The 18,733-nt window shown below is 69.4% G+C and carries 16 protein-coding genes and 1 pseudogene; 5 read left to right on the top strand and 12 right to left on the bottom strand.

Features of this window, described 5'->3' with window-relative positions; translation table 11 throughout:
- Positions 1–101: 101 nt before the first annotated feature.
- A complete protein-coding gene (topA, locus tag AB4Y72_RS10770) occupies positions 102–2,837 on the bottom strand; it encodes a type I DNA topoisomerase (RefSeq protein WP_441426149.1) in 2,736 nt (911 codons plus the stop codon).
- 193 nt (positions 2,838–3,030) lie between these two features.
- Positions 3,031–3,699 carry an ArsR/SmtB family transcription factor gene (locus AB4Y72_RS10765; protein ID WP_441426148.1) on the bottom strand — a complete coding sequence of 223 codons (669 nt, stop codon included), beginning with the start codon at positions 3,697–3,699 and terminating at the stop codon, positions 3,031–3,033.
- Between the two features lie 79 nt (positions 3,700–3,778).
- Between AB4Y72_RS10765 and AB4Y72_RS10760 the strand changes: the two are divergent.
- A pseudogene (locus AB4Y72_RS10760) lies at positions 3,779–5,041 on the top strand (MFS transporter); the annotation flags it as partial.
- Between the two features lie 93 nt (positions 5,042–5,134).
- On the opposite strand, the gene AB4Y72_RS10755 reads toward AB4Y72_RS10760, so the two are convergent.
- Both AB4Y72_RS10755 and AB4Y72_RS10750 read right to left on the bottom strand, forming a co-directional pair.
- A complete protein-coding gene (locus AB4Y72_RS10755) occupies positions 5,135–6,691 on the bottom strand; it encodes a DUF7059 domain-containing protein (protein ID WP_441426221.1) in 1,557 nt (518 codons plus the stop codon).
- A 201-nt stretch (positions 6,692–6,892) separates the two neighbouring features.
- A complete protein-coding gene (locus AB4Y72_RS10750) occupies positions 6,893–7,693 on the bottom strand; it encodes a MerR family transcriptional regulator (protein WP_441426147.1) in 801 nt (266 codons plus the stop codon).
- Between the two features lie 258 nt (positions 7,694–7,951).
- On the opposite strand from AB4Y72_RS10750, the gene AB4Y72_RS10745 reads away from it, so the two are divergent.
- The gene (locus tag AB4Y72_RS10745) at positions 7,952–8,410 is read left to right on the top strand and encodes a hypothetical protein (protein ID WP_441426146.1); all 459 of its coding nucleotides are present in this window, start codon (positions 7,952–7,954) and stop codon (positions 8,408–8,410) included.
- Positions 8,411–8,546: 136 nt separating this feature from the next.
- Positions 8,547–9,092, top strand: a complete 546-nt coding sequence (locus AB4Y72_RS10740) for a hypothetical protein (protein WP_441426145.1) — start codon at positions 8,547–8,549, stop codon at positions 9,090–9,092.
- A gap of 110 nt (positions 9,093–9,202) precedes the next feature.
- On the opposite strand, the gene trhO is transcribed toward AB4Y72_RS10740, so the two are convergent.
- Positions 9,203–10,096, bottom strand: coding sequence for an oxygen-dependent tRNA uridine(34) hydroxylase TrhO (trhO, locus tag AB4Y72_RS10735; protein ID WP_441426144.1), 894 nt, complete (start codon positions 10,094–10,096; stop codon positions 9,203–9,205).
- 117 nt (positions 10,097–10,213) lie between these two features.
- Here trhO and AB4Y72_RS10730 point away from each other — a divergent pair, with 117 nt between their 5' ends.
- Together AB4Y72_RS10730 and AB4Y72_RS10725 are read left to right on the top strand one after the other, a co-directional pair.
- On the top strand, positions 10,214–10,906 hold the full coding sequence (locus AB4Y72_RS10730) for a GNAT family N-acetyltransferase (RefSeq protein ID WP_441426143.1): 693 nt from the start codon (positions 10,214–10,216) through the stop codon (positions 10,904–10,906).
- A gap of 48 nt (positions 10,907–10,954) precedes the next feature.
- Complete coding sequence (locus AB4Y72_RS10725) at positions 10,955–13,381, top strand: DEAD/DEAH box helicase (RefSeq protein ID WP_441426142.1); 2,427 nt, start codon at positions 10,955–10,957, stop codon at positions 13,379–13,381.
- Between the two features lie 30 nt (positions 13,382–13,411).
- Here AB4Y72_RS10725 and AB4Y72_RS10720 read toward each other — a convergent pair whose 3' ends face one another.
- From AB4Y72_RS10720 to ssd, 7 genes are all read right to left on the bottom strand, one after another.
- Entirely contained in the window at positions 13,412–13,852 is a 441-nt protein-coding gene (locus AB4Y72_RS10720; RefSeq protein ID WP_441426141.1) for an Rv3654c family TadE-like protein, read from the bottom strand.
- Complete coding sequence (locus tag AB4Y72_RS10715; RefSeq protein ID WP_441426140.1) at positions 13,849–14,226, bottom strand: TadE family type IV pilus minor pilin; 378 nt, start codon at positions 14,224–14,226, stop codon at positions 13,849–13,851. The genes AB4Y72_RS10720 and AB4Y72_RS10715 overlap by 4 nt, the downstream gene beginning before the upstream one ends.
- 68 nt (positions 14,227–14,294) lie before the next feature.
- Complete coding sequence (locus AB4Y72_RS10710) at positions 14,295–14,579, bottom strand: DUF4244 domain-containing protein (RefSeq protein ID WP_441426139.1); 285 nt, start codon at positions 14,577–14,579, stop codon at positions 14,295–14,297.
- 152 nt (positions 14,580–14,731) lie between these two features.
- On the bottom strand, positions 14,732–15,343 hold the full coding sequence (locus AB4Y72_RS10705; RefSeq protein WP_441426138.1) for a type II secretion system F family protein: 612 nt from the start codon (positions 15,341–15,343) through the stop codon (positions 14,732–14,734).
- 13 nt (positions 15,344–15,356) lie between these two features.
- A complete protein-coding gene (locus AB4Y72_RS10700; protein ID WP_441426220.1) occupies positions 15,357–16,094 on the bottom strand; it encodes a hypothetical protein in 738 nt (245 codons plus the stop codon).
- Positions 16,095–16,285: 191 nt separating this feature from the next.
- On the bottom strand, positions 16,286–17,623 hold the full coding sequence (locus tag AB4Y72_RS10695; protein ID WP_441426137.1) for a TadA family conjugal transfer-associated ATPase: 1,338 nt from the start codon (positions 17,621–17,623) through the stop codon (positions 16,286–16,288).
- Positions 17,620–18,726, bottom strand: a complete 1,107-nt coding sequence (gene ssd / locus AB4Y72_RS10690; protein ID WP_441426136.1) for a septum site-determining protein Ssd — start codon at positions 18,724–18,726, stop codon at positions 17,620–17,622. Before ssd ends, AB4Y72_RS10695 begins: the two co-directional genes overlap by 4 nt.
- Positions 18,727–18,733 lie beyond the last annotated feature (7 nt).

The raw sequence follows: 18,733 nt of genomic DNA, 5'->3' as shown, positions 1-18,733 counted from the left end.
CGAAATCGCCGGAAACGTGCGAAACCGCCGGACTTTACCGGCCGTTCCGCACGTCTCCGGCGACTTCCGCGCAGCCGCTCAGCCGCCAGGCCGCCCGCTGCCTACTTCTTGGCGGCAGCCTTACGGGCGGGCGCCTTGCGGGCCGTCGTCGTGCGCTTGACCGGGCCCTTGGCACGCTTCTCGGCGAGGAGTTCGACGGCCTGTTCCCGGGTCAGCTCCTCAACCGAGGTGCTGCGCGGCACGGTGATGTTGGTGACGCCGTCGGTGATGTAGGGGCCGAAGCGGCCCTCCTTCACCACGATGTTCTTCTCCGAGACCGGGTCCGGGCCGAATTCGGCCAGCGGAGGCACGGCGGCACGGGCGCCGCGCTGCTTAGGCTGCGAATAGATCTCCAGCGCCTGCTCGAGCGTGATGGTGAAGATCTCCTCCTCGGAGCCGATCGAGCGGGAGTCCGTGCCCTTCTTCAGGTACGGGCCGAACCGACCGTTCTGCACCGTGATCGGGTTGCCCTCGGCGTCCTGGCCGAGCACGCGGGGCAGGCTCATGAGCTGCAGGGCCTCGTCCAGGGTGATGGTGTCCACGCTCATTGACGCGAACAGGGATCCGGTGCGCGGCTTGGCCTTGACGGGCTTCTTCGGCGGCTTGGGTTTGCCGTTCTTGTAGTACTCGACAGGCTGGTTGGCGAGCTGTTCCTCGGTCATCTCCGGGATGATCTCGGTGACGTAGGCGCCGTAGCGCCCGTTCTTGGCCACGACCGTGTGCCCGGTGTGCGGGTCCGCGCCGAGCACTCGCTCTTCCGGGGCCGCGGTCTCCATGAGTTCAACGGCTTTGGCGGCCGTGAGCTCATCCGGGGCCAGGTCCTCCGGGACGTTGGCCCGGGCCGCTTCAACCACTTCGCCGGTCTCGGGATCCACCACCGCGGTGGAGCTTTCCAGGTACGGGCCGAACTTGCCGACCCGGAGGGTGATCGCGTCCGTGATGGGGATGGAGTTGATCTCGCGCGCATCGATTTCACCGAGGTTGTTCACGATGCTCAGCAGACCAGGCTCGGAGTCTTCGCCGAAGTAGAAGTGCTTGAGCCAGGCCGGTCCGGCCGCCTGGCCGTTGGCGATCTTGTCCAGATCGGCTTCCATGTCGGCCGTGAACTCGTAGTCCACGTAGTCATGGAAGTGCTGCTCGAGTAGCCGGATCACGGAGAACGCGATCCAGCTCGGGACCAGCGCCGAGCCCTGTTTCCGGACGTAGCCGCGGTCCTGGATGGTGGAGATGGTGGAGGCATAGGTCGACGGGCGGCCGATGCCCTTCTTTTCCAGCTCCGCGGTCAGCGAGGCTTCCGTGTAGCGCGGCGGCGGCGAGGTCTCGTGGCCGACGGCGATGATGTCCGAGGCCTGCAGCGCGTCGCCCTTGGCCACGTTGGGCAGCCGGCGTGCTTCCTCGGACTCGTCGTCGCGGCTTTCGTCCTTGCCCTCTTCGTAGGCGGCGAGGAAGCCGGGGAACGTGATGACGGTGCCCGATGCGGAGAATTCCGTGTCGCGGCCGGCGGCCGCGCCCCCCACCGTCACGGCGCCGAGGCGGATGGTGGCGGTGGAGCCCTTGGCGTCGGCCATCTGCGAGGCGACCGTACGCTTCCAGATCAGCTCGTAGAGCCGGAATTCGTCGCCGGAGAGCTGCTTGGCAACCTGCGCCGGGGTGCGGAAAGAGTCGCCGGCGGGACGGATGGCCTCGTGGGCCTCCTGGGCGTTGGCAGCCTTGCTGCTGTAGACCCGCGGGGACAGGGGCACGTATTCGGTGCCGTACAGCTCGGAGGCCTGACGCCGCGCGGCGGTGACGGCCTCGTCGCTCAGGGCGGACGAGTCCGTACGCATATAGGTGATGTAGCCGTTTTCGTAGAGCCGCTGGGCCACCTGCATGGTGCTCTTGGAGGAGAAGCGCAGCTTGCGGCCGGCCTCCTGCTGCAGCGTCGAGGTGGTGAACGGCGCCGCCGGGCGGCGGGTGTACGGCTTGGTGTCGACGGAGCGGACGCTGAACTCGGCGCTCTGCAGGCCGGCGGCCAGCGCCGTGGCGAGTTCCTCGTTGAGGTGCACGGCATTGCGGGAGGTCAGTTCGCCGTTGTCGTTGAAGTCGCGGCCGCTGGCCACCTTGGCGCCGTCCACGGCGGCGAGCTTCGCTTTGAAGGATCCCGAATCGGCGCCGAACTGGCCGGTGAGGTCCCAGTACGAGGCGGCCTTGAAGGCCATCCGCTCGCGTTCGCGGTCCACCACCATGCGGGTCACCACGGACTGCACGCGGCCGGCGGAGAGGCCGCGGGCCACCTTGCGCCAGAGCACCGGTGAGATCTCGTAGCCGTAGAGCCGGTCCAGGACGCGGCGGGTTTCCTGGGCGTCCACCAGGTCCTGGTCCACATCACGCAGGTTGTCCATGGCGCGGTGAATGGCTTCCTTGGTGATTTCGCCGAAGGTCATCCGGTAGACGGGAACCTTGGGCTTGAGCACTTCCAGCAGGTGCCACGCGATGGCCTCGCCCTCGCGGTCCCCATCGGTTGCGAGATAGAGGGCGTCAGCATCTTTGAGCTGGGCTTTGAGCTCGGCGACTTTTTTCTTCTTGTCCGAGGACACCACGTAATAGGGCTTGAAGTCGTTGTCAATGTCGACGGCGAACTTGCCCAGCGGGGTCTTCTTCAGTTCCGCGGGGAGCTCCGAGGGCTGCGGAAGGTCACGGATGTGACCGATGGAGGCCTCCACGATGAAGCCTTCGCCGAGGTACTTGGCGATGGTTTTGCTCTTGGCGGGAGACTCCACGATCACGAGTTTCTTGCCGGTTTTGGCCTTGCTTGGCACGGTGCTCCTACAGAAAAAGGTGGCTCGGGCAGATGCGCCCATACCCGCCTAGTTCACCATATTTTGCAGAATCCCGCGCATCCGGCCGGAAATGACGGCGCCGCAGAGGCCGGTTCCGGCCGCACCAAGGCCCGGCGTCCGGCGGTCCGCACGGCGGTTCCGGAACCTGCTGCCCGGGGCGCCGGACCGGGACCTAGGCCTTGGCGTCGGCGGGTTTCGGGGCGGCTGGTCCGCGATCGTCCGGAATCATCGACCACATGGTGGCCATGCGCTCGGCACCCTCGGGCACGTGGTCCGGATCCTCCAGCTCGTAATCCCGCAGGAGGTCGAAGACCCGACCCGTCAGCTCGGCCCGCTGGTCCGGTGTCAGGTACAGCAGGTTGCTGGCCAGCACCACGGAGGACGGCCCTTCGGTGGTGTCCCCGCCCTGGCGCCGTTCATTGCGGGTCTTGGCGTACGCAAGGACCCGCCGCCGGTAGGCCTCGAGCTCTAGGTCCAGGACGGCGAGTTCCGGGCTGGCCACTCCCCCAAGGGAGTGGATCGTGAAATCGGTGCCCGCAGCCTTCCAGCGCCGCTCCCGGGCATCCCCGGCCGTTGCCGCCGGCACCACGATGCCCCACTTCTGCAGCGCCCGCAGGTGGTAACTCATGGCGCTGGGAGTCAGGCCGGTCTGCGCCGCGAGTTCGGTGGCCGTCCGGCTCACCTGGGTGGAATACAGTTCGGAAATAACCTCAAGCCGGGCCGCGTGGGCCAGCGCCCGGATCGCCTTCGGGTCGGTGATCTCCACTTGCTTTTCCGGACGGTGCCGGCGCTTGGCGGCCGGTGGAGCCGTGGCCTCCGCGGGCGGGGTTTCTGCATTCACCCCTCCAGTGTATCCAGCCGTTCCAAACTATGAAAGAAATGCTTGACATTAGTTTCCGGACGAGGCTAGATTCCTATTTATGAAACATACCCTTCATAAAAGTTCTGCTTCGGCGACTGCGGCGCAGGCAGGGGCGCTGCCCCTGTGGCGCAACCGCGATTTCCTGATTGCCGGCACCGCCCGGTTCGTTGCGACGGCGGGGATGGGCGCCGTCGTCGTCAGCGTCATGCTGCACCTGCAGAACGCGGCCGCCGCCGGCGAAACGCCTGTTGCCGGGCCCTGGCTGGTGGCCGCCTACCTGCTGTGCTCAGCGCTGCCGCTGGTGCTGCTGGCCCCGTGGGCCGGCCGGCTGGCCGACACCATGGACTCCCGCACGCTGGCGACGGCGAGCTCCGCGGTCAGCGCCGCCGCCGTCGCCGGCATGGGGCTGGGCATGCAGTACCTGGAGAACTATCTGCCCGTGCTCTTCGCCATGACGTTCCTGCTTGACGCGGCGCAGGCCGTGGCCAGCCCCACCTGGCAGGCCCTGCTGCCGCGGATCGTCGGCGAGGACCGCACGCCCCGGGCCATGGGGACCATGCAGGCGACCATCATGATTGCGGGCATGGCAGGGCCCGCCGCGGGCGGTCTGCTCAGCGGCTGGGGCGGAACCGGGCTGGTGTTCGCCGTGGCCAGCGGCTGCTACGTCGCCATGTCGCTGGGCGCCCTGCTGATCCGCACCCGCCGGGGCACGGCCTCCGAACGGGCGGGCCAGGCGAAGCCGGCACTGCTGGACGGGCTGCGCCTGATCCGCCGGGACGGCCTGGTCTGGGCCCTGGTTCTGGGGGCGATGTTCTTCATCATTGTCGGCGAGGCAACCAACGTGCTCGAGGTGTTCCTGGCCCGCAACGAACTTGGCGCCACCGAGACGCAGTACGGCCTCCTGTCCGCAGCCTTCGGCCTCGGCATGGCGGCGGGCGCCGCGATGGCCGGGAGGATCAGGACGCCCCGGGTCAGGCTGCGGGTGCTGCTGGCCGCCATGACCGGCGCCTCGGGGTTCCTGGTCCTGACGGGGATGGTCCCCAGCGTGGAGCTGCTCTTTGCGGCCTACACCGGGACGGGAGCGGCCTGCGGCGTCCTGAATGCCTGTTTTGGCGCCATCGCGATCCTGCGGATTCCGGAAAGCGGGCGCGGCCAGGCGATGGCGATCGTCGGCGGGATGACGCGTGCTGTCTCCATTGGCGCGCTGGCGCTGGGCGGGCTCCTGGGCGCCGTGGTGCCGGTACGAGTCAGCTTCGTGTTCACCGGGGCGGCCGGGGCCCTGGTAGCCCTCGCCCTGACCGCGTACGTCCTGCCGCGGTTCGGCCGGGAGGACTCCGGCGTTCCGGCGGAAGGGGCAGCGCTGCCGGTCGCGGCAGCTGCCGCGGGTGTCCTCGCAACGGCTGGACCGGTGGTCTCAGGCGGGCAGCAGGAAGCCGTCGCGCACCAGGTTGCCCACCTCCTCGAGCAGACCGGCGCGGAACGCCGCAGCCTCGAACCCCTCGTAGCCGCCCAGCAGCGCCTCGAGGGCGCCAATGATCTGCCCGACGGAGAGGTCGCCGTCGCACGCTGAGACGAAGCCGGCCAGCTCGGTGCTCAGCAAGTTGGTGCGCCGCAGCCCGGCGCCCTGCCGCAGCAGGATGACGCCGGGGTGTTCGGCGCCCGGGCGCTGGTGCCGCTCTTCCGTAACGTCGTCCGCGACCAGCAGGTGGGCGCCGGCCAGATCATGGGCGGCCAGCCAGTCGGCGCGCTTGACGGCGGCGCCCAAGTGCGGCCCCACCGGCTGCTCGATCGGGTAGGTGATCTCCTCGAAACGGGACAGCACCCGCCCGGCGCCGTCGGCGGGGCGCCGCAGCCAGATCATGCCAAAGCCGATCGCCGTCACGTTGCGCGAGGCGAAGTCATCGAGGTAGGCCGCGTACGAGTCCTGGTAGAGCGAGCGGTCGCGGTTTTCCGAGGCGTCCTGCAGCCAGGTCTCGGCGTACTGGTCCGGGCCGACCTGCTCGCGCTGGATGAACCAGGCGTCGGCGGCCGGGCTGGTCCAGCTCTGGGGCCGTTCGGCCCAGCCGGCGCCGGCCGGGATCTCCCAGTTGCCCAGGAGCTGGGCCGTTCCGCCCGGGGCAAGGACCGAGGGGAGCGCGCGGACCAGCGACGAAACGATCTCGTCCCCCGGCAGGCCGCCGTCGCGGTACGTGAACTGGTCCGTGGCAGTCTCGCCGGGGCTGCGGGGCGTAATGACGAACGGCGGGTTGGACACCACCAGCTCAAACTCCTCTCCGGTGACCGGTTCCAGGAGGGATCCAAGCCTCAGGCTCACGCGGGCGTCAAGGTCGGCCGGGTCCAGGTGCAGCTCGGCGGCATTGAGCATCAGGTTGAACCGGGTGAACGCCAGTGCGCGCTCGGAAATGTCCGTGGCGGTCACGTGTTCCGCGTGATGGAGCAGATGGAAGGTCTGGATGCCGCAGCCCGTGCCGAGGTCCAGGGCCTTGGCGACATGCCGGCGGGCCGTGACCTGAACCAGGGTGGTGGAGGCCTGCCCGATCCCCAGAACGTGATCGTGGCGCAGCACCCCCGCGCGCTGGTGGGCCGCGAGGTCGCTGGCCACCCAGAGGTCCGCCCCGCCCTCGGCGGCCCCGTCTTCCCCGATCGTCGGATCCCAGCCGTATGGCCGGAGGTCCACTTTCGCCTGGACCAGGTCCTCGCTGACGGGCTCCACCAGACCGAGTTTCATCAGCCCGGCCGTGCGGACGCCGGGGAGGGCGGCGTCGAGGGTCCCGGCGCGCTGCGGCTCGGCCAGGAGCCAGAGACGCACGACGGCGGCGAGCGCAGCCGTCTCCGGCTCACCGGCGGCGCGGCCCGTGACGATCAGCGCGGGGATGAGCTGGTCCCGGCCGAGCGCTGCATGCGCGGCGTCGCCCAGCAGCTCCGCGACCCCGTCCACGGTGTAGCCCACGGCGCGCAGGTCGGCGGCCAGGGCTACGAGGAGGGCCGGAAGATCACTCCGTGGCGCCTCCGGCGTGCTGCCGGCCGTGAACGGCGTTGAGGGAACGGGTGTGGTGGGGACCGGCGTGGAGTCGACCGGCGTCGAGGGGCCTTGCGCTGAGGAAGTCACCGGACAAGTTTAGTCCCGGGGCTTTGGCCCCGGGACTCCCGCCGCTGGGCCGGGCGGGTCCGGCTAGAGGTTGGCCTCCGCATAGATCCGCAGGGCGTCCCGGACGAAGGCCGCGCCGTCGGCGCCGCCGTAATTCGCGGCGAACCGGGGATCGGCCACATACATCTCGCCGAGTCCGGTGACGTACGCCTTGATGTCCGGCGCGGCGCCTGTGGTGCGGCCCGCGTCTTTGGCACTGCCCGCGCCCGGGGATGCCGCCGGAGTGCCCGGGATGCCCCGGAGCCAGTCGACGTGGCGCCGAGCCAGGCCCTGCGCCAGCGCGCCGTCCGCCGGGACGCCCGACTCCGCCGCGGCTGTCCAGTCGGCGCCGAGCTGCCGGGACTGTTCCGCCCAGGCAGCTTTCTCCGCGGCCCCCATGCCGCGCCACCACGTGTCCGACGTCGCATAAGCATCCTTGCCCCACCGCTGTTCGACTTCCTCCCGATACTGGGTGTGGTCGAAGCCATCGAACATCTTCTCGGCCATGATCTTTCCTCCCGCTTCCAGTGCCTCAATGGTGTGACGGACCGAGGCGATCTGCCGTCCCAGCCTGTCCTGTTCCTGCTGCAGCCATTCCAGATGACTGCCCAGAGCCTGCCCGGCGTGCGCCTCGTTGCGGAGCACCCCGGCGATCGCCGGCAGCCCGAGCCCCAAGTGGCGCAGAAGCAGGATCCGCTGCAGGCGGACCAGCGACTCCTCGTCGTAGTACCGGTAGCCGTTGCTGCCGGTACGGCTCGGGGCGAGCAGGCCGATGTGGTCATAATGGCGCAAGGTCCGGCCGGTGGTGCCCGTCATTTTTGCGATCTGTTGAACTGACCAGTCCATGTCCGTCTTCCCTCCGCCTGGTTGCCTAGTGTGCCGTGGTGCGCCGTGGCGCGGCGTCCCGCCGGCTTGGCTTCCTGCCGGTCCTGCTCGCCGAAACCTCCGGGCTTCCCGGTGCTGGCACCCTGTTCCTTCGACCCTAAACTTTGACGTCGCGTCAAAGTCAACCGCCATGCCCGGCATCGAAGGGAGTCCGAGGGAGACGGCGCCCGGGCAGACGGTGCGGGCGGAGGTGAAGCTGCAAGACGGTAAGTTGGAGGCATGGTTTTCCCTTCCTCCCAAGCCCCGGCCGCCCGGCTGGTTCGGCGGACGCTGACGGGTGCGGCTGCCGCCGCCGTCGTGCTGGCCGCAGTTGCATGTTCCCCGGCCGGTTCAATCGAGAACGCCGATGTCCCGGCGTGGAAGGCCACGGCCCTGCCCTCTGCCCCCGGAACTGTGCTGGAGGATGCGGGCAAAATCCTGAACCGGGATCCGGTCGTCCGGACCGCTTCCAGCGTGCCCGCCGGCACCTATACCTTGACCATGACCTGCGACGGCGGCGGGAAGGCGTTCATCGCCGTCAGCCTGGACGGACGCCAGTTGGCCGAAGCCGGAGCCGCCTGCAACGGAAGCCGCGAAACAACACGGCTCAAGGTGCCCGCCGCGGGCGACGTCACGCTCAGCACGTCAAGTGTGGATGCCCCGCTCCTCTACGCCTATCACCTGGCCGCGGCCGGCTAGCCCACCGCCCGCAGCCGCATCCTCATCGTCCGGCGCAGCACCTCCCGAAGGCCCCGATCAGCGCCTCCGGAGGGCCTCTCCGGCTGCGGACCATTGACCTCTGGCGCTTGATCCCGGGCGGTCCTAATCTCAGGGTATGCCAACTGTGCCGCCCCGCAGGGTGCCGCGACGGCGTATTCCGGCGGCCGCCGTGGTGCTCTCAATTGCGGTGTGTCTCGGGGCGGCCCTTCCCGGTTGTGCGTATGAATACAGTGCCGATCATTGGGACGACGAATCGCCCTCGATTGCGGCTTCGCCGCCGCCGGATGCTGCCCTGCCGCAGGATCCCCATCTCAACGAGCCGGTGACGGGCGACGAGCTGAACGACTGGGTTGACCGCGTGCTGCCCGACGCCGAGGGCCACGTGTTTCAGACCAGCTACGGCTCAGTCAAAGCCGGCGCGGTTCACACGGAGACGACCACGCCGCTTCCCGGCGGCACCTATTCCCTGACGTTGGCGTGCAGGAGCACGGGCCGGGTCTCCTTCACGGTCCGCAGTGGGCAGGAATCGCTGGTGGACCTGAGTTTGCGCTGCGGGACGTCACGGGTCAACGTCGTCTCCCTGGCCAAAGACGCCATTCTCACGATCCAGGTGACCGGACGGGCGGCAGCCAACTTCGCCTACCGGGTGAGGCGGATCTAAGACAGTGGATCTAAGACAGTCCGCGGCGCCGGGCATCGCCCGGGGAATCGCAGGTCCAGGGCTTCCTGCCCGGCGGCTGAGTCCATTTAGCCCCGCATTGCCGGCGCTGGTCAGGCGGCGCAGCCCTCGGGGCATCGCAGGGTTTCAGGGCTCGCGGCGCACTCGGCACAGTAGAGCGTGAGCGTTCGGCAGCTCGGGTTGGAGCAGTTTTCGAACTTGCTCGTGGGCGCCGAGCACCGGACACATGCACCGATGGTCTTGGCGTCCTCGCTGAATTCGAGGTGCATGCGCTTGTCGAACACGTACAGGGATCCCTCCCACAGCCCCTGGTCCTTGAAGGCCTCGCCGTACCGGACGATGCCGCCGTCGAGCTGGTACACCTCTTTGAACCCGCGGTTCACCATCAGGCTGGAAAGGACCTCGCAACGGATGCCGCCGGTGCAGTAGGTGACCACCGGCTTGTCCTTGAGGGCATCGTATTTGCCCGAGTCGAGTTCCTTGATGAAGTCATGGGTGGTGGCGACGTCGGGGACCACCGCGTCCTTGAACTTGCCGATCTGGGCCTCGAAGCCGTTGCGTCCGTCGAAGAATACAACCTCGTCGCCCTGCCGTTTCTTGGCCTCAACGAGTTCGTGCAGTTCCTGGGGTTTGAGATGCGTGCCGCCGCCCACCACGCCGTTGGCGTCTACCTTGAGTTCGCCCGGTGCGCCGAAGGACACGATCTCGTCCCGCACCTTGACGCTGAGCCGCGGGAAGTCCGCCGCGCCGCCGTCGGACCACTTCACGTCGATGCCGTGAAACCCCCGGTACTCGCGCGTGGTCTTGACGTATTGCTTCAGGGCGTTCAGTTCTCCGCCGACCGTGGCGTTGATGCCGTCCTTGGAGATGATGATGCGGCCGGTCAAGCCGAGTTTTTCGCCCAGGGCGCGCTGCCAGAGCCGGACGGCGTCCGGGTCTGCGAGGGGGGTAAATCCGTAAAAGAGGACAATCCTGTTTAAAGCCACGCATTTAAGGGTACTGGGTGCGCCGGACAGCCGTGCGACAGTCACAATTGGATAAGCAAGTGGTGTTCCCGAACCCGGCCCCTGTTGCTCGTGGCACCGCTGGAATACGCTCATCACATGAGTCTTGACGCCATGGTTGAAGACACCACACACCTGCTGGAAATCTGGGTGGCCGGTTGGGCAGGTTGTCGCGGATATGAGACGCGCAGGGAGGGACGGTTCCCGGCGGCTTTTCGCGCGGACACCACCCACCAATGGGAATACTTCGCCTTCGACCCCACCGATTCGGAATTCGCGGATCTGGCGGCCAAGACTGCTGAGGTGCCGGCAAGAGTCCTCACGATCCTCACCAACGATGTGGCAAGATACACGTTCCTGAGCCAGGCCAATGGCCTCCATGTCACCTCGGCTTCCCAGACCATGATGATCGTGGACATGGAGACCCAGGACGCGGAGGACCCCTGGCTTTCCGACGACGACCTCAAGCTGGAGACGTCCCGGGCGGGAGGCGTCCACCATGCCGTGGTCCGCGCAGACGACGAGATCGCCGCAAGCGGTCGCGTCTTCGTGGTGGGACACACCGCTATCTTCGACAAAATCGTGACGGCGGAGGCGTACCAGCGGCGGGGATTGGGCAGCTTCATCATGAAATCCCTCGCGGCGCAGGCGTTCGAACACGACGTCGATTCCGGGCTGCTGCTCGCATCACTGGATGGCCAAAAGCTCTATTCGCACCTTGGCTGGCGCATGGTCTGCAATGTCCTGATGCTGTCCACGTCGGACGAAGGAACAGATCTGTCCGTGGGCTGACGGATTCCGCCACCCGGCCGATTTGAGGCCGGATGAAAGAATGTGTGAGTGAACCCGCATGAGTCCCTGATTCCGCTGCTGGGCCGAGGTCCGGACCCGGAACAGCTGCGTCATGTGCGAACGATCCCCGCCCGCCAGGCCGTCATTGCGCCGTGGCCGGACTGGTCCCACCCGGATCTTGTGGCGGCCTACGGTTCCCTGGGCATCCACGAGCCCTACCGGCACCAGGTCCAGGCCGCCGAGCTGGCCCACGCCGGCGAGCACGTGGTCATTGCCACGGGCACGGCGTCCGGCAAGTCCCTCGCGTATCAGCTGCCCGCCCTGGACGCGATCCACCGCTCCGAGCTCAGAGTCCTGGCCGATCCCGGGAAAATCCACGACGACGGCGCCGTGACCCTCTACCTCTCCCCCACCAAGGCCCTGGCTGCCGACCAGCTGGCTGCCATCCGGGCGCTGAAGCTGCCCACAGTCCGGGCCGAAACCTACGACGGCGACACCGACCCCGCCTCCCGGCGCTGGATCCGGGACCACGCGAACTTCATCCTCGCCAACCCCGACATGCTGCATTTCGGCATCCTCCCGAACCACGCCTGGTGGGCCAGGTTCTTCCGGCGCCTCCGCTACGTGATCGTGGACGAGGCCCACAGCTACCGAGGCGTCTTCGGTTCCCATGTGGCGAACCTGATGCGCCGGCTGCGTCGGATCTGTGCCTACTACAGCCCGGGCGGATCTCATCCCGGGCCGGTATTCATCGCGGCGTCCGCCACGGCGTCCGAGCCCGGGACGTCCTTCGGCAGGCTGATCGGCGCACCGGTCCGCGCCGTTTCCGAGGACAGCTCGCCCCATGGATCCACCACTGTGGCGTTTTGGGAACCGGCACTGACGGAACTCCAGGGCGAAAACGGTGCCAAGGAGCGCCGGACCGCCGTCGCCGAGACCGCCGATCTGCTGGCCAACCTGGTGGCCTCCCGCACCCGCACCATCGCCTTTATCAAATCCAGGCGCGGGGCCGAGACGATTTCCTCCATCGCCAAGCGCCTCCTCGATGAGGTGGACCCGAGCCTGCCGCAGCGGGTGGCCGCCTACCGCTCGGGCTACCTGCCGGAGGAGCGCCGGGCCCTGGAAAAGGCGCTGCGCTCGGGAGAGCTGTTGGGTGTCTCGAGCACGTCCGCGCTGGAGCTGGGCATCGACATTTCCGGTCTCGACGCCGTGCTGGTCGCCGGCTGGCCCGGCACCCGCGCGTCGCTGTTCCAACAGATCGGCCGGGCAGGCCGCGCGGGCCAGGACGCCATAGCGGCCTTCGTCGCCAGCGACGACCCGCTGGACACCTACCTGGTCAACCACCCCGAGGCGATTTTCGACGTCTCGGTGGAGGCCACGGTCTTCGATCCCTCCAATCCCTATGTCCTCGGCCCGCATCTTTGCGCCGCCGCCGCGGAACTTCCGCTGGGCTTCGCCGAACTGGAACTCTTCGGAGCCACGGCCGAAAAGCTGCTGGACCGGCTGGTTGCGCAGGGCTACCTGCGCAAACGCCCGGCCGGGTGGTTTTGGACCCACCCGCAAAGTGCCGCCGCCATGGTAAACCTGCGGGCGGACGGCGGGGGTCCGGTGAGCATCGTCGACGCCGACACCGGCTCCTTGCTCGGCACCATGGACTCTCCCCAAACCCACTATCAGGCCCACACCGGCGCGGTCTATGTCCATCAGGGCGACAGCTACGTGGTGGAGGACCTCAATGAGGACGACCACTGCGTGGTGGTGCGCCGGGCGAACCCCGACTACTACACCACCGCCCGGGACGTCACCCAGATCGAGGTCCTCGAAACGGAGCGCACCACCCAGTGGGGCGACGTGGCCGTGCACTTCGGCGATGTGAAAGTCACCACCCAGGTGGTTTCCTTCCAGCGCAAGGCGTTGATTTCGAACGAGATTCTCGGCGAAGAACCCCTGGAATTGGGCGCCCGGGACCTGTTCACCAAGGCGGTCTGGTTTGTCATGGACAACCGCTCCCTGACCGGAGCGGGACTGATCGAAGCCCAGTTCCCCGGTGCGCTGCATGCCGCCGAGCACGCGGCCATCGGCCTCCTGCCGCTCGTGGCTTCCAGCGACCGCTGGGACATCGGCGGGGTCTCCACGGCCATTCACGCCGATACCGGGGTGCCCACGATCTTCGTCTACGACGGCCATCCTGGCGGGGCCGGCTTCGCCGAACGCGGCTACGACAAGGCCCGGCTGTGGCTGACCGCAACGCGGGACGCCATCAAGGCCTGCGAATGCGAGTCCGGCTGCCCGTCCTGTGTCCAGTCACCCAAGTGCGGCAACAAGAACAACCCGCTGGACAAGGACGCTGCGGTCACCCTGATCGACGTGCTGCTCAACGACGCCGGCGATCTGATGAACCCCGGCCACGCGGACACGGCGGCGGCCGCGACCGGGGCTTCGGGAGAGAATCCCGCCCAAGCGCTCCGGGCCTGAGGCCAACCCCCGGGGGCGGCCCGCCGGCCGTCACGGCGAGGGCCCGCTCCCGGGCGCCGGAGGCGGTCCCGCTCTGGCCAGCCCTGTGGCCGCCCCGAGCCATGGCCCCGCACTGAGCTGGGTGCGGACCTGAACTGTCGCGTCAGGGGCCTCAGAACAGGCGAGCACTGTGGCGTTGTTCTGCAACGCGACCTGGCGGGCCACGGCGCAGGGATCGCCGGACGTGATTCCGCGGGCGGCGTCCGCGGCGGCCAGCGCCGCGAGGTCGGCAGCCGCCGCCGCCCGGGACGCCGCGGCAGCCGACTGGGCCAGCAGCACCAGCAAGACCGCGGCCGTGATAACGACAAACCCGAGTCCCAGCGCCAGCACCGTGCCGGAGCCCCGCTCCCGCGGCCGGCGCTGACGCGGGTCACGGGGAGGGTGCGGATTCGGCGGCGACCACCTGCGGTCGCGGGCCCCCATCGGCCTCATGTGAAGCTCCGACGGGAGCCGGACGGGTCATCCAGCCGGGGCCATTGTGCCGCCACCGGGGCCTCCGACCGGGCCCAGGCGCTGGCGCTGACGGTCCACGGGATGAGCGCCCCGACAGCCCCCGGGACACGGAGGGAAACCGTGACTCTGAGCCAGTCGCCGTCGAGCGTCACCTCCGACCCGGCCGTTTCGCCGGCGAGCCGGCGGACGATGCTCCCGACTTCGCCGGCCGCAGCGCCCCTCGCCAGCGCCCGGGCGCCGCCCCGGGCTGCTTCTTCGACGCGGAGTTGCGTCACGCCCGCCGCCGACCCTGCGAGCAGAAGAGCGAGCAATAGGACGACGGAGGGCAGCGCCACGGCAAACTCGGCAGTCACGGCGCCGCGGCATCCCGGGTTGGGTGCCGGAGCGCGTCGGGGGCCACCCCCGCTGTGCCGGTCGCGTTTCATGGCAAGGTAAGCGCCGTCCTGATGAGGTTCAGGAGGAACCCGCGGACCTCATCGCTGCGCATGATGAACACGAGGAGTCCGGCGAACCCCACAGCGGCGAGGGTGGCGATGGCGTATTCCGCGGTCGCCATTCCCGCCTGCGCCGAGGGCGGCCTCCTGTGCCCGAAAGGCTGAATGGGAACAACTGAGCTGGCACCGGGGTAGATTTCGTACACCTCGGCAACGCCGTCCTCCCCCGCATCTATGCGATTCGCAGCGGGGGTGTCTTGGTTGATTGACATCTGCTTTCCTTCCACGGGATACCGGCAGGATCGCCGGCTGATTCGACTCTCCCGGCTCCGGCGCTGCGTGGTAAGCCCCGATGTCCGCCAAGTGGAAAACCCGGCCGGGACCGGCGCCATGGCGTGCTGTGGGGGAGAAGTCACGGGCCGCCTCAGGCCGGGAGCAGTCCCAGGAGCACGGGCACGACGCCGAGGCACACAAACGCCGGCAGCGAGCACAGGCCCAGCGGCACGACGAGTTTCACGCCGAGCGCCGCCGCACGCTGCTCGGCCGCCCTGTTCCGTCCGCGGCGAAGTCGGGCCGCCTGGGCATAGAGGAGGGCAGCGGACGGGGCGCCCGTGAGCGCAGCAAAGGCAAGAGCGTCGCGGAGGGCAAGCAGTTGCGGCGAGAGGGCACCGGAACTGCGCCATGCCGTCTCCCAGTCCGCTCCGACGGCGAGTGCTGAGACAACCGGCCGAAGCTGCCGTTCGAGGTCCGGCGGCACCAGTGCGGCGACGAGTTCCAGGGAACGGCCCAGCCCGGCCCCGGCATCCAGCATGGCGCCGATCAGTTCCAGCATCATGGCGGCGTCCCGCAACCCGGGGAAACCGGCAGGTCCCCGCCCGCTGCCGGCGTGAACCGTCCGACGGCCGCCGGTCCCGCCGGCCGGGGCCGGAAACTGGCGCCGGAGCCGGCGGCGGACGCGGCCCGGGCGTGCCAGGACCACAGCGGCTGCACCAGCCAGGCTCGCTGCCACGACGGCTCCGGCGACTTCGGGCCTCACGGCGGCCGCAGAGTCATGCGTGGGCTCCCGCCGCGGCCCGGACGAGCCCCGAGGACCACAACCGGCCCGCGGCGGTCAGGACCGCACCCGCGGCCAACGCCGCGAGGCCCCACGGGTTCCCCAGGAACGTCGCCACCGGGTCCACGCCGAGCAGCACGCCGAGGCCCAAGCCCGACAGCGGCAGCCAGCTCAGCAGGCGCACCGTTGCCCGGGGCCCTGCCAAGGCCGTCCGCCGGGCGGCTTCGGCGTCGTCCTCCGTCTCCAGGTTCGCGGCAAAGCGCGCCAGCACGTCGGCGAGCGGGCAGCCGCTGGCTTCCGCTGCGTCAAAGCATGCGGCGAGTTCGCCCCACACCCGCCCGTCGTGTCCGGCCCGGACACGCCTCGGCGGCTTGGCGACGGCGCCGCCAGTCCCCTCGCTGGCCGGTTCCCCGGAGATCTCATGGCGGATCGCCCCGGCCACGGAGGAGCCGCGCAGCGCGGCCGCGCGTGCTGCTGCGAGGATCCTGAGCGAGTCCGGGTTGAGCACGGGTCCGGACGCTGCACGGGTCCCGTCGCGCCCATTTCCGTCGCCCGCGCGGGTGGCCTCGGGCCCGTCCCGCTGGGCCTCCCCGCCGTATAAGACCCACATTTCGTCCCACAGCCGGGCCGGGATGCGCCCTCCCTTCAGCAACGCGGCCAATTGCTGAACCACAACGGTCATCGGGACAGCCTCAGAGGGTCCCCCGCCAAACCACCGTCCCGGGCCCGGCATGGTTCCCCGGACGGGCCCGCGGACGGGCCACCGGAGGGAACCCCCGGTCCGGGATCGCGGATGATCGCCGGCCGCGGAGCCCCGCATGCCCGCGCCTGACAATGCCCTGCGGGCACGCCGGGCTGCCGCGCCCGGAGCCGGCAGCGCCAGCCACGAGGCCGCACCCAGAACGACGATCAGGAGGACTGCCATCACAGGTTCCATGACTGCGGCGATTCACCGCCGATACCTAGTAGGCGCCCGGCGCGCTCCGCCACCTGAACCACTGAGGTGGCTGCCCCGGCCATTCCGGGATCCAGTCCAAGCCGGTCCGCCAGTTGCCGCCAGGCCGGCCCGAAGCGGACCTGGCCGCTCAACACCTCCAGTGCGGCAGTGACAACCAGCCCCTGCTCCTGTGCGTCCAGGATTCCAATGCTCGCGACCTGGCGCCCGGTCCCTGTCCGTTCGACATGAACTACGGCATCGATGGCACTCGCCACCTGCAGGCGCACAGCATCCGGGCCCATGCCGGCGAGCGCACCCAGGGCCGCCAGCCGGGCCGGCACAGCCTCCGCCGCATTCGCGTGGATGGTCCCGCCGCCTCCGGCGTGTCCGGTATTCATGGCTGACAGCAGTTCCCGGACCTCCGCGCCGCGGCATTCGCCGACCACCAGCCGGTCTGGCCGCATCCGGAGTGCCTGCCGGACCAGTTCGCCCAGGTCCACGGCGCCGCCGCCCTCCAGATTTCCGTGCCGTGACTCGAGCGAGACGACGTGCGGATGGACGGGATTCAGTTCCGCGGCATCCTCAATCAGGACGAGCCGCTCCCGGGGAGGGCACAACCCCAGCAACGTGGCCAGCAATGTGGTCTTCCCCGAGCCTGTGGCCCCGCTGATGAGGAAGCTCAGCCGACCCGCCACCATACGTTCGAGTACAGACTGGACCAGGGCCCCGCACGTTCCGGTTCCGAACATGCCGTCGCGCCTCAGCTCGGACATGGAGAAGACCGTGGCGCGGCGGATTCGAACGCTCAAGAGGGTCCCGGTCGTGGAAATCGGCGGCAGGACCGCGTGCACCCGGTAACCGCCGTCCAGCCTGACGTCGACGCACGGCGAACCGTCGTCCAGGCGGCGGCCGCCGGCCGCCACGAGCCTCGCGGCCAGGGCCCGGATCTGCGGCTCCCCGGAAAAGACCACCGGTGCCCTCTCCAGTCCGTCGCCGCGGTCCAGCCAGACCGAGTCCGGGCCGTTGACGAAAATGTCCGTCACGGCGGCGTCGAGGGTGAGCGGCTGCAGGGGCCCCAGTCCGTTCAGTTCGGCGCTGATGCTTTCCACCGCGGCCAGGGCCCCCGCCGTGCCGAGCAGCCGCCCGCTCGCCTGGACCGCCGCCGCGACCCGCGACGGTGTGACCGGCGCGGCATCGGTCATGACGGACTTCCGCACGGACTCCAGCAGCGTTTCGTCGAAAAATCCCGGCGTCCTGCCCCGCCCCGGTGCACGCCGTGAGGGCCGGTCCGGTTCGCCGAGGCCCCCAGCCGCATGGGCGCTCATGGGAGGTCACCCCAGTCCAGATCAAGGAGCCCGGCGACGCACCGGCGGACTCCGCGCTGCCGGCCGGCCTCTAGAAGACGGCCGAGCTCCGTCGCCGCGGCCAGACCCTTGATTTCCGGCAGGATCCCGTGCAGGGGAAGCCCCACGGATTCAGCGATCAGGGGCGCATCCAAGGCGGCGCCCGGACTCGCGCGGACCACCAGCGCCGTATCCACCGGAGGAAGCTCCTGCAGTAGCCGCGCCGTGGCGACGGCCGCCCGGAGCCGGGCCGGCGCCACGATCACGATCCGGTCGCATTCCCAGGCAAAGGACCGCAACGCCTCCCTTCCCCGGCCGATGTCCAGCACAACCAGTTCGCAGCCACGCCGGGCGGCATCGAGAACCCCGGCCACGGTGGTCGCGTCCACACCGGCTGCACCGTCCCGGGTTCCCTGCCACGACAGGAAGGAGAACCCGCCCGCCGTCGGCAGGGCGTCATCCAACTCGGCAGGATCGATGCTGCCGCTCGCCCCGGCAAGATCCGGCCAGCGGAGCCCGGGCGCGTCCTCGGCCGCCAATGCCAGTTCCAGCCCGCCGCCCCAAGGGTCGCCGTCGACCAGGAGCACCCGGACCCCGAGTCCGGCGGCGGCCTGCGCGATCCAGACGGCGGCCGTCGTGGCCCCGGCACCACCGCAGCCGCCTGTAACCCCGACGACGAGTCCGCCGGCTTCCGGCGCGCGGGACCGGCTGAGGTAGTCCGCCAGCCAGGCGGCGGCGTCCGGCAGCACCGCGACGCGTTCTGCCCCGATGGCGGCGGCCAGCTGCCACAAGCCGTCCCCCTCACCCTTGAGGCCGACCAGCACCGCAGGTGCCCTCCTCCGCAGCGGCAACTCACGGATGTCGCTGCCAACCAGCACGGCAGCCGCGGCGTCCCAGAAGGGCCCGGCATCGGCCACGTCCTGCACGGTCCGCAGTTGGCCCCCGGCGGCGGCGACGATGCGCTCCACCTCATTGCGCAGCACATCGACCCCGGTGACGAGCAAAGTTTGCGCGGACTCTTCGGGGATCCAGGGTCCCGGCCCCGCGGGCGGCGGGACTGGACCTGGCTGCTGGTGCCTCTTCATGCTGCCA

It is taken from the genome of Arthrobacter sp. YAF34, from assembly GCF_052113245.1.
In the GTDB taxonomy this organism is placed as follows: domain Bacteria; phylum Actinomycetota; class Actinomycetes; order Actinomycetales; family Micrococcaceae; genus Arthrobacter.
The sequence above is the reverse complement of the archived record's forward strand: the minus strand, read 5'-3'. Positions and strand labels throughout refer to the sequence as shown.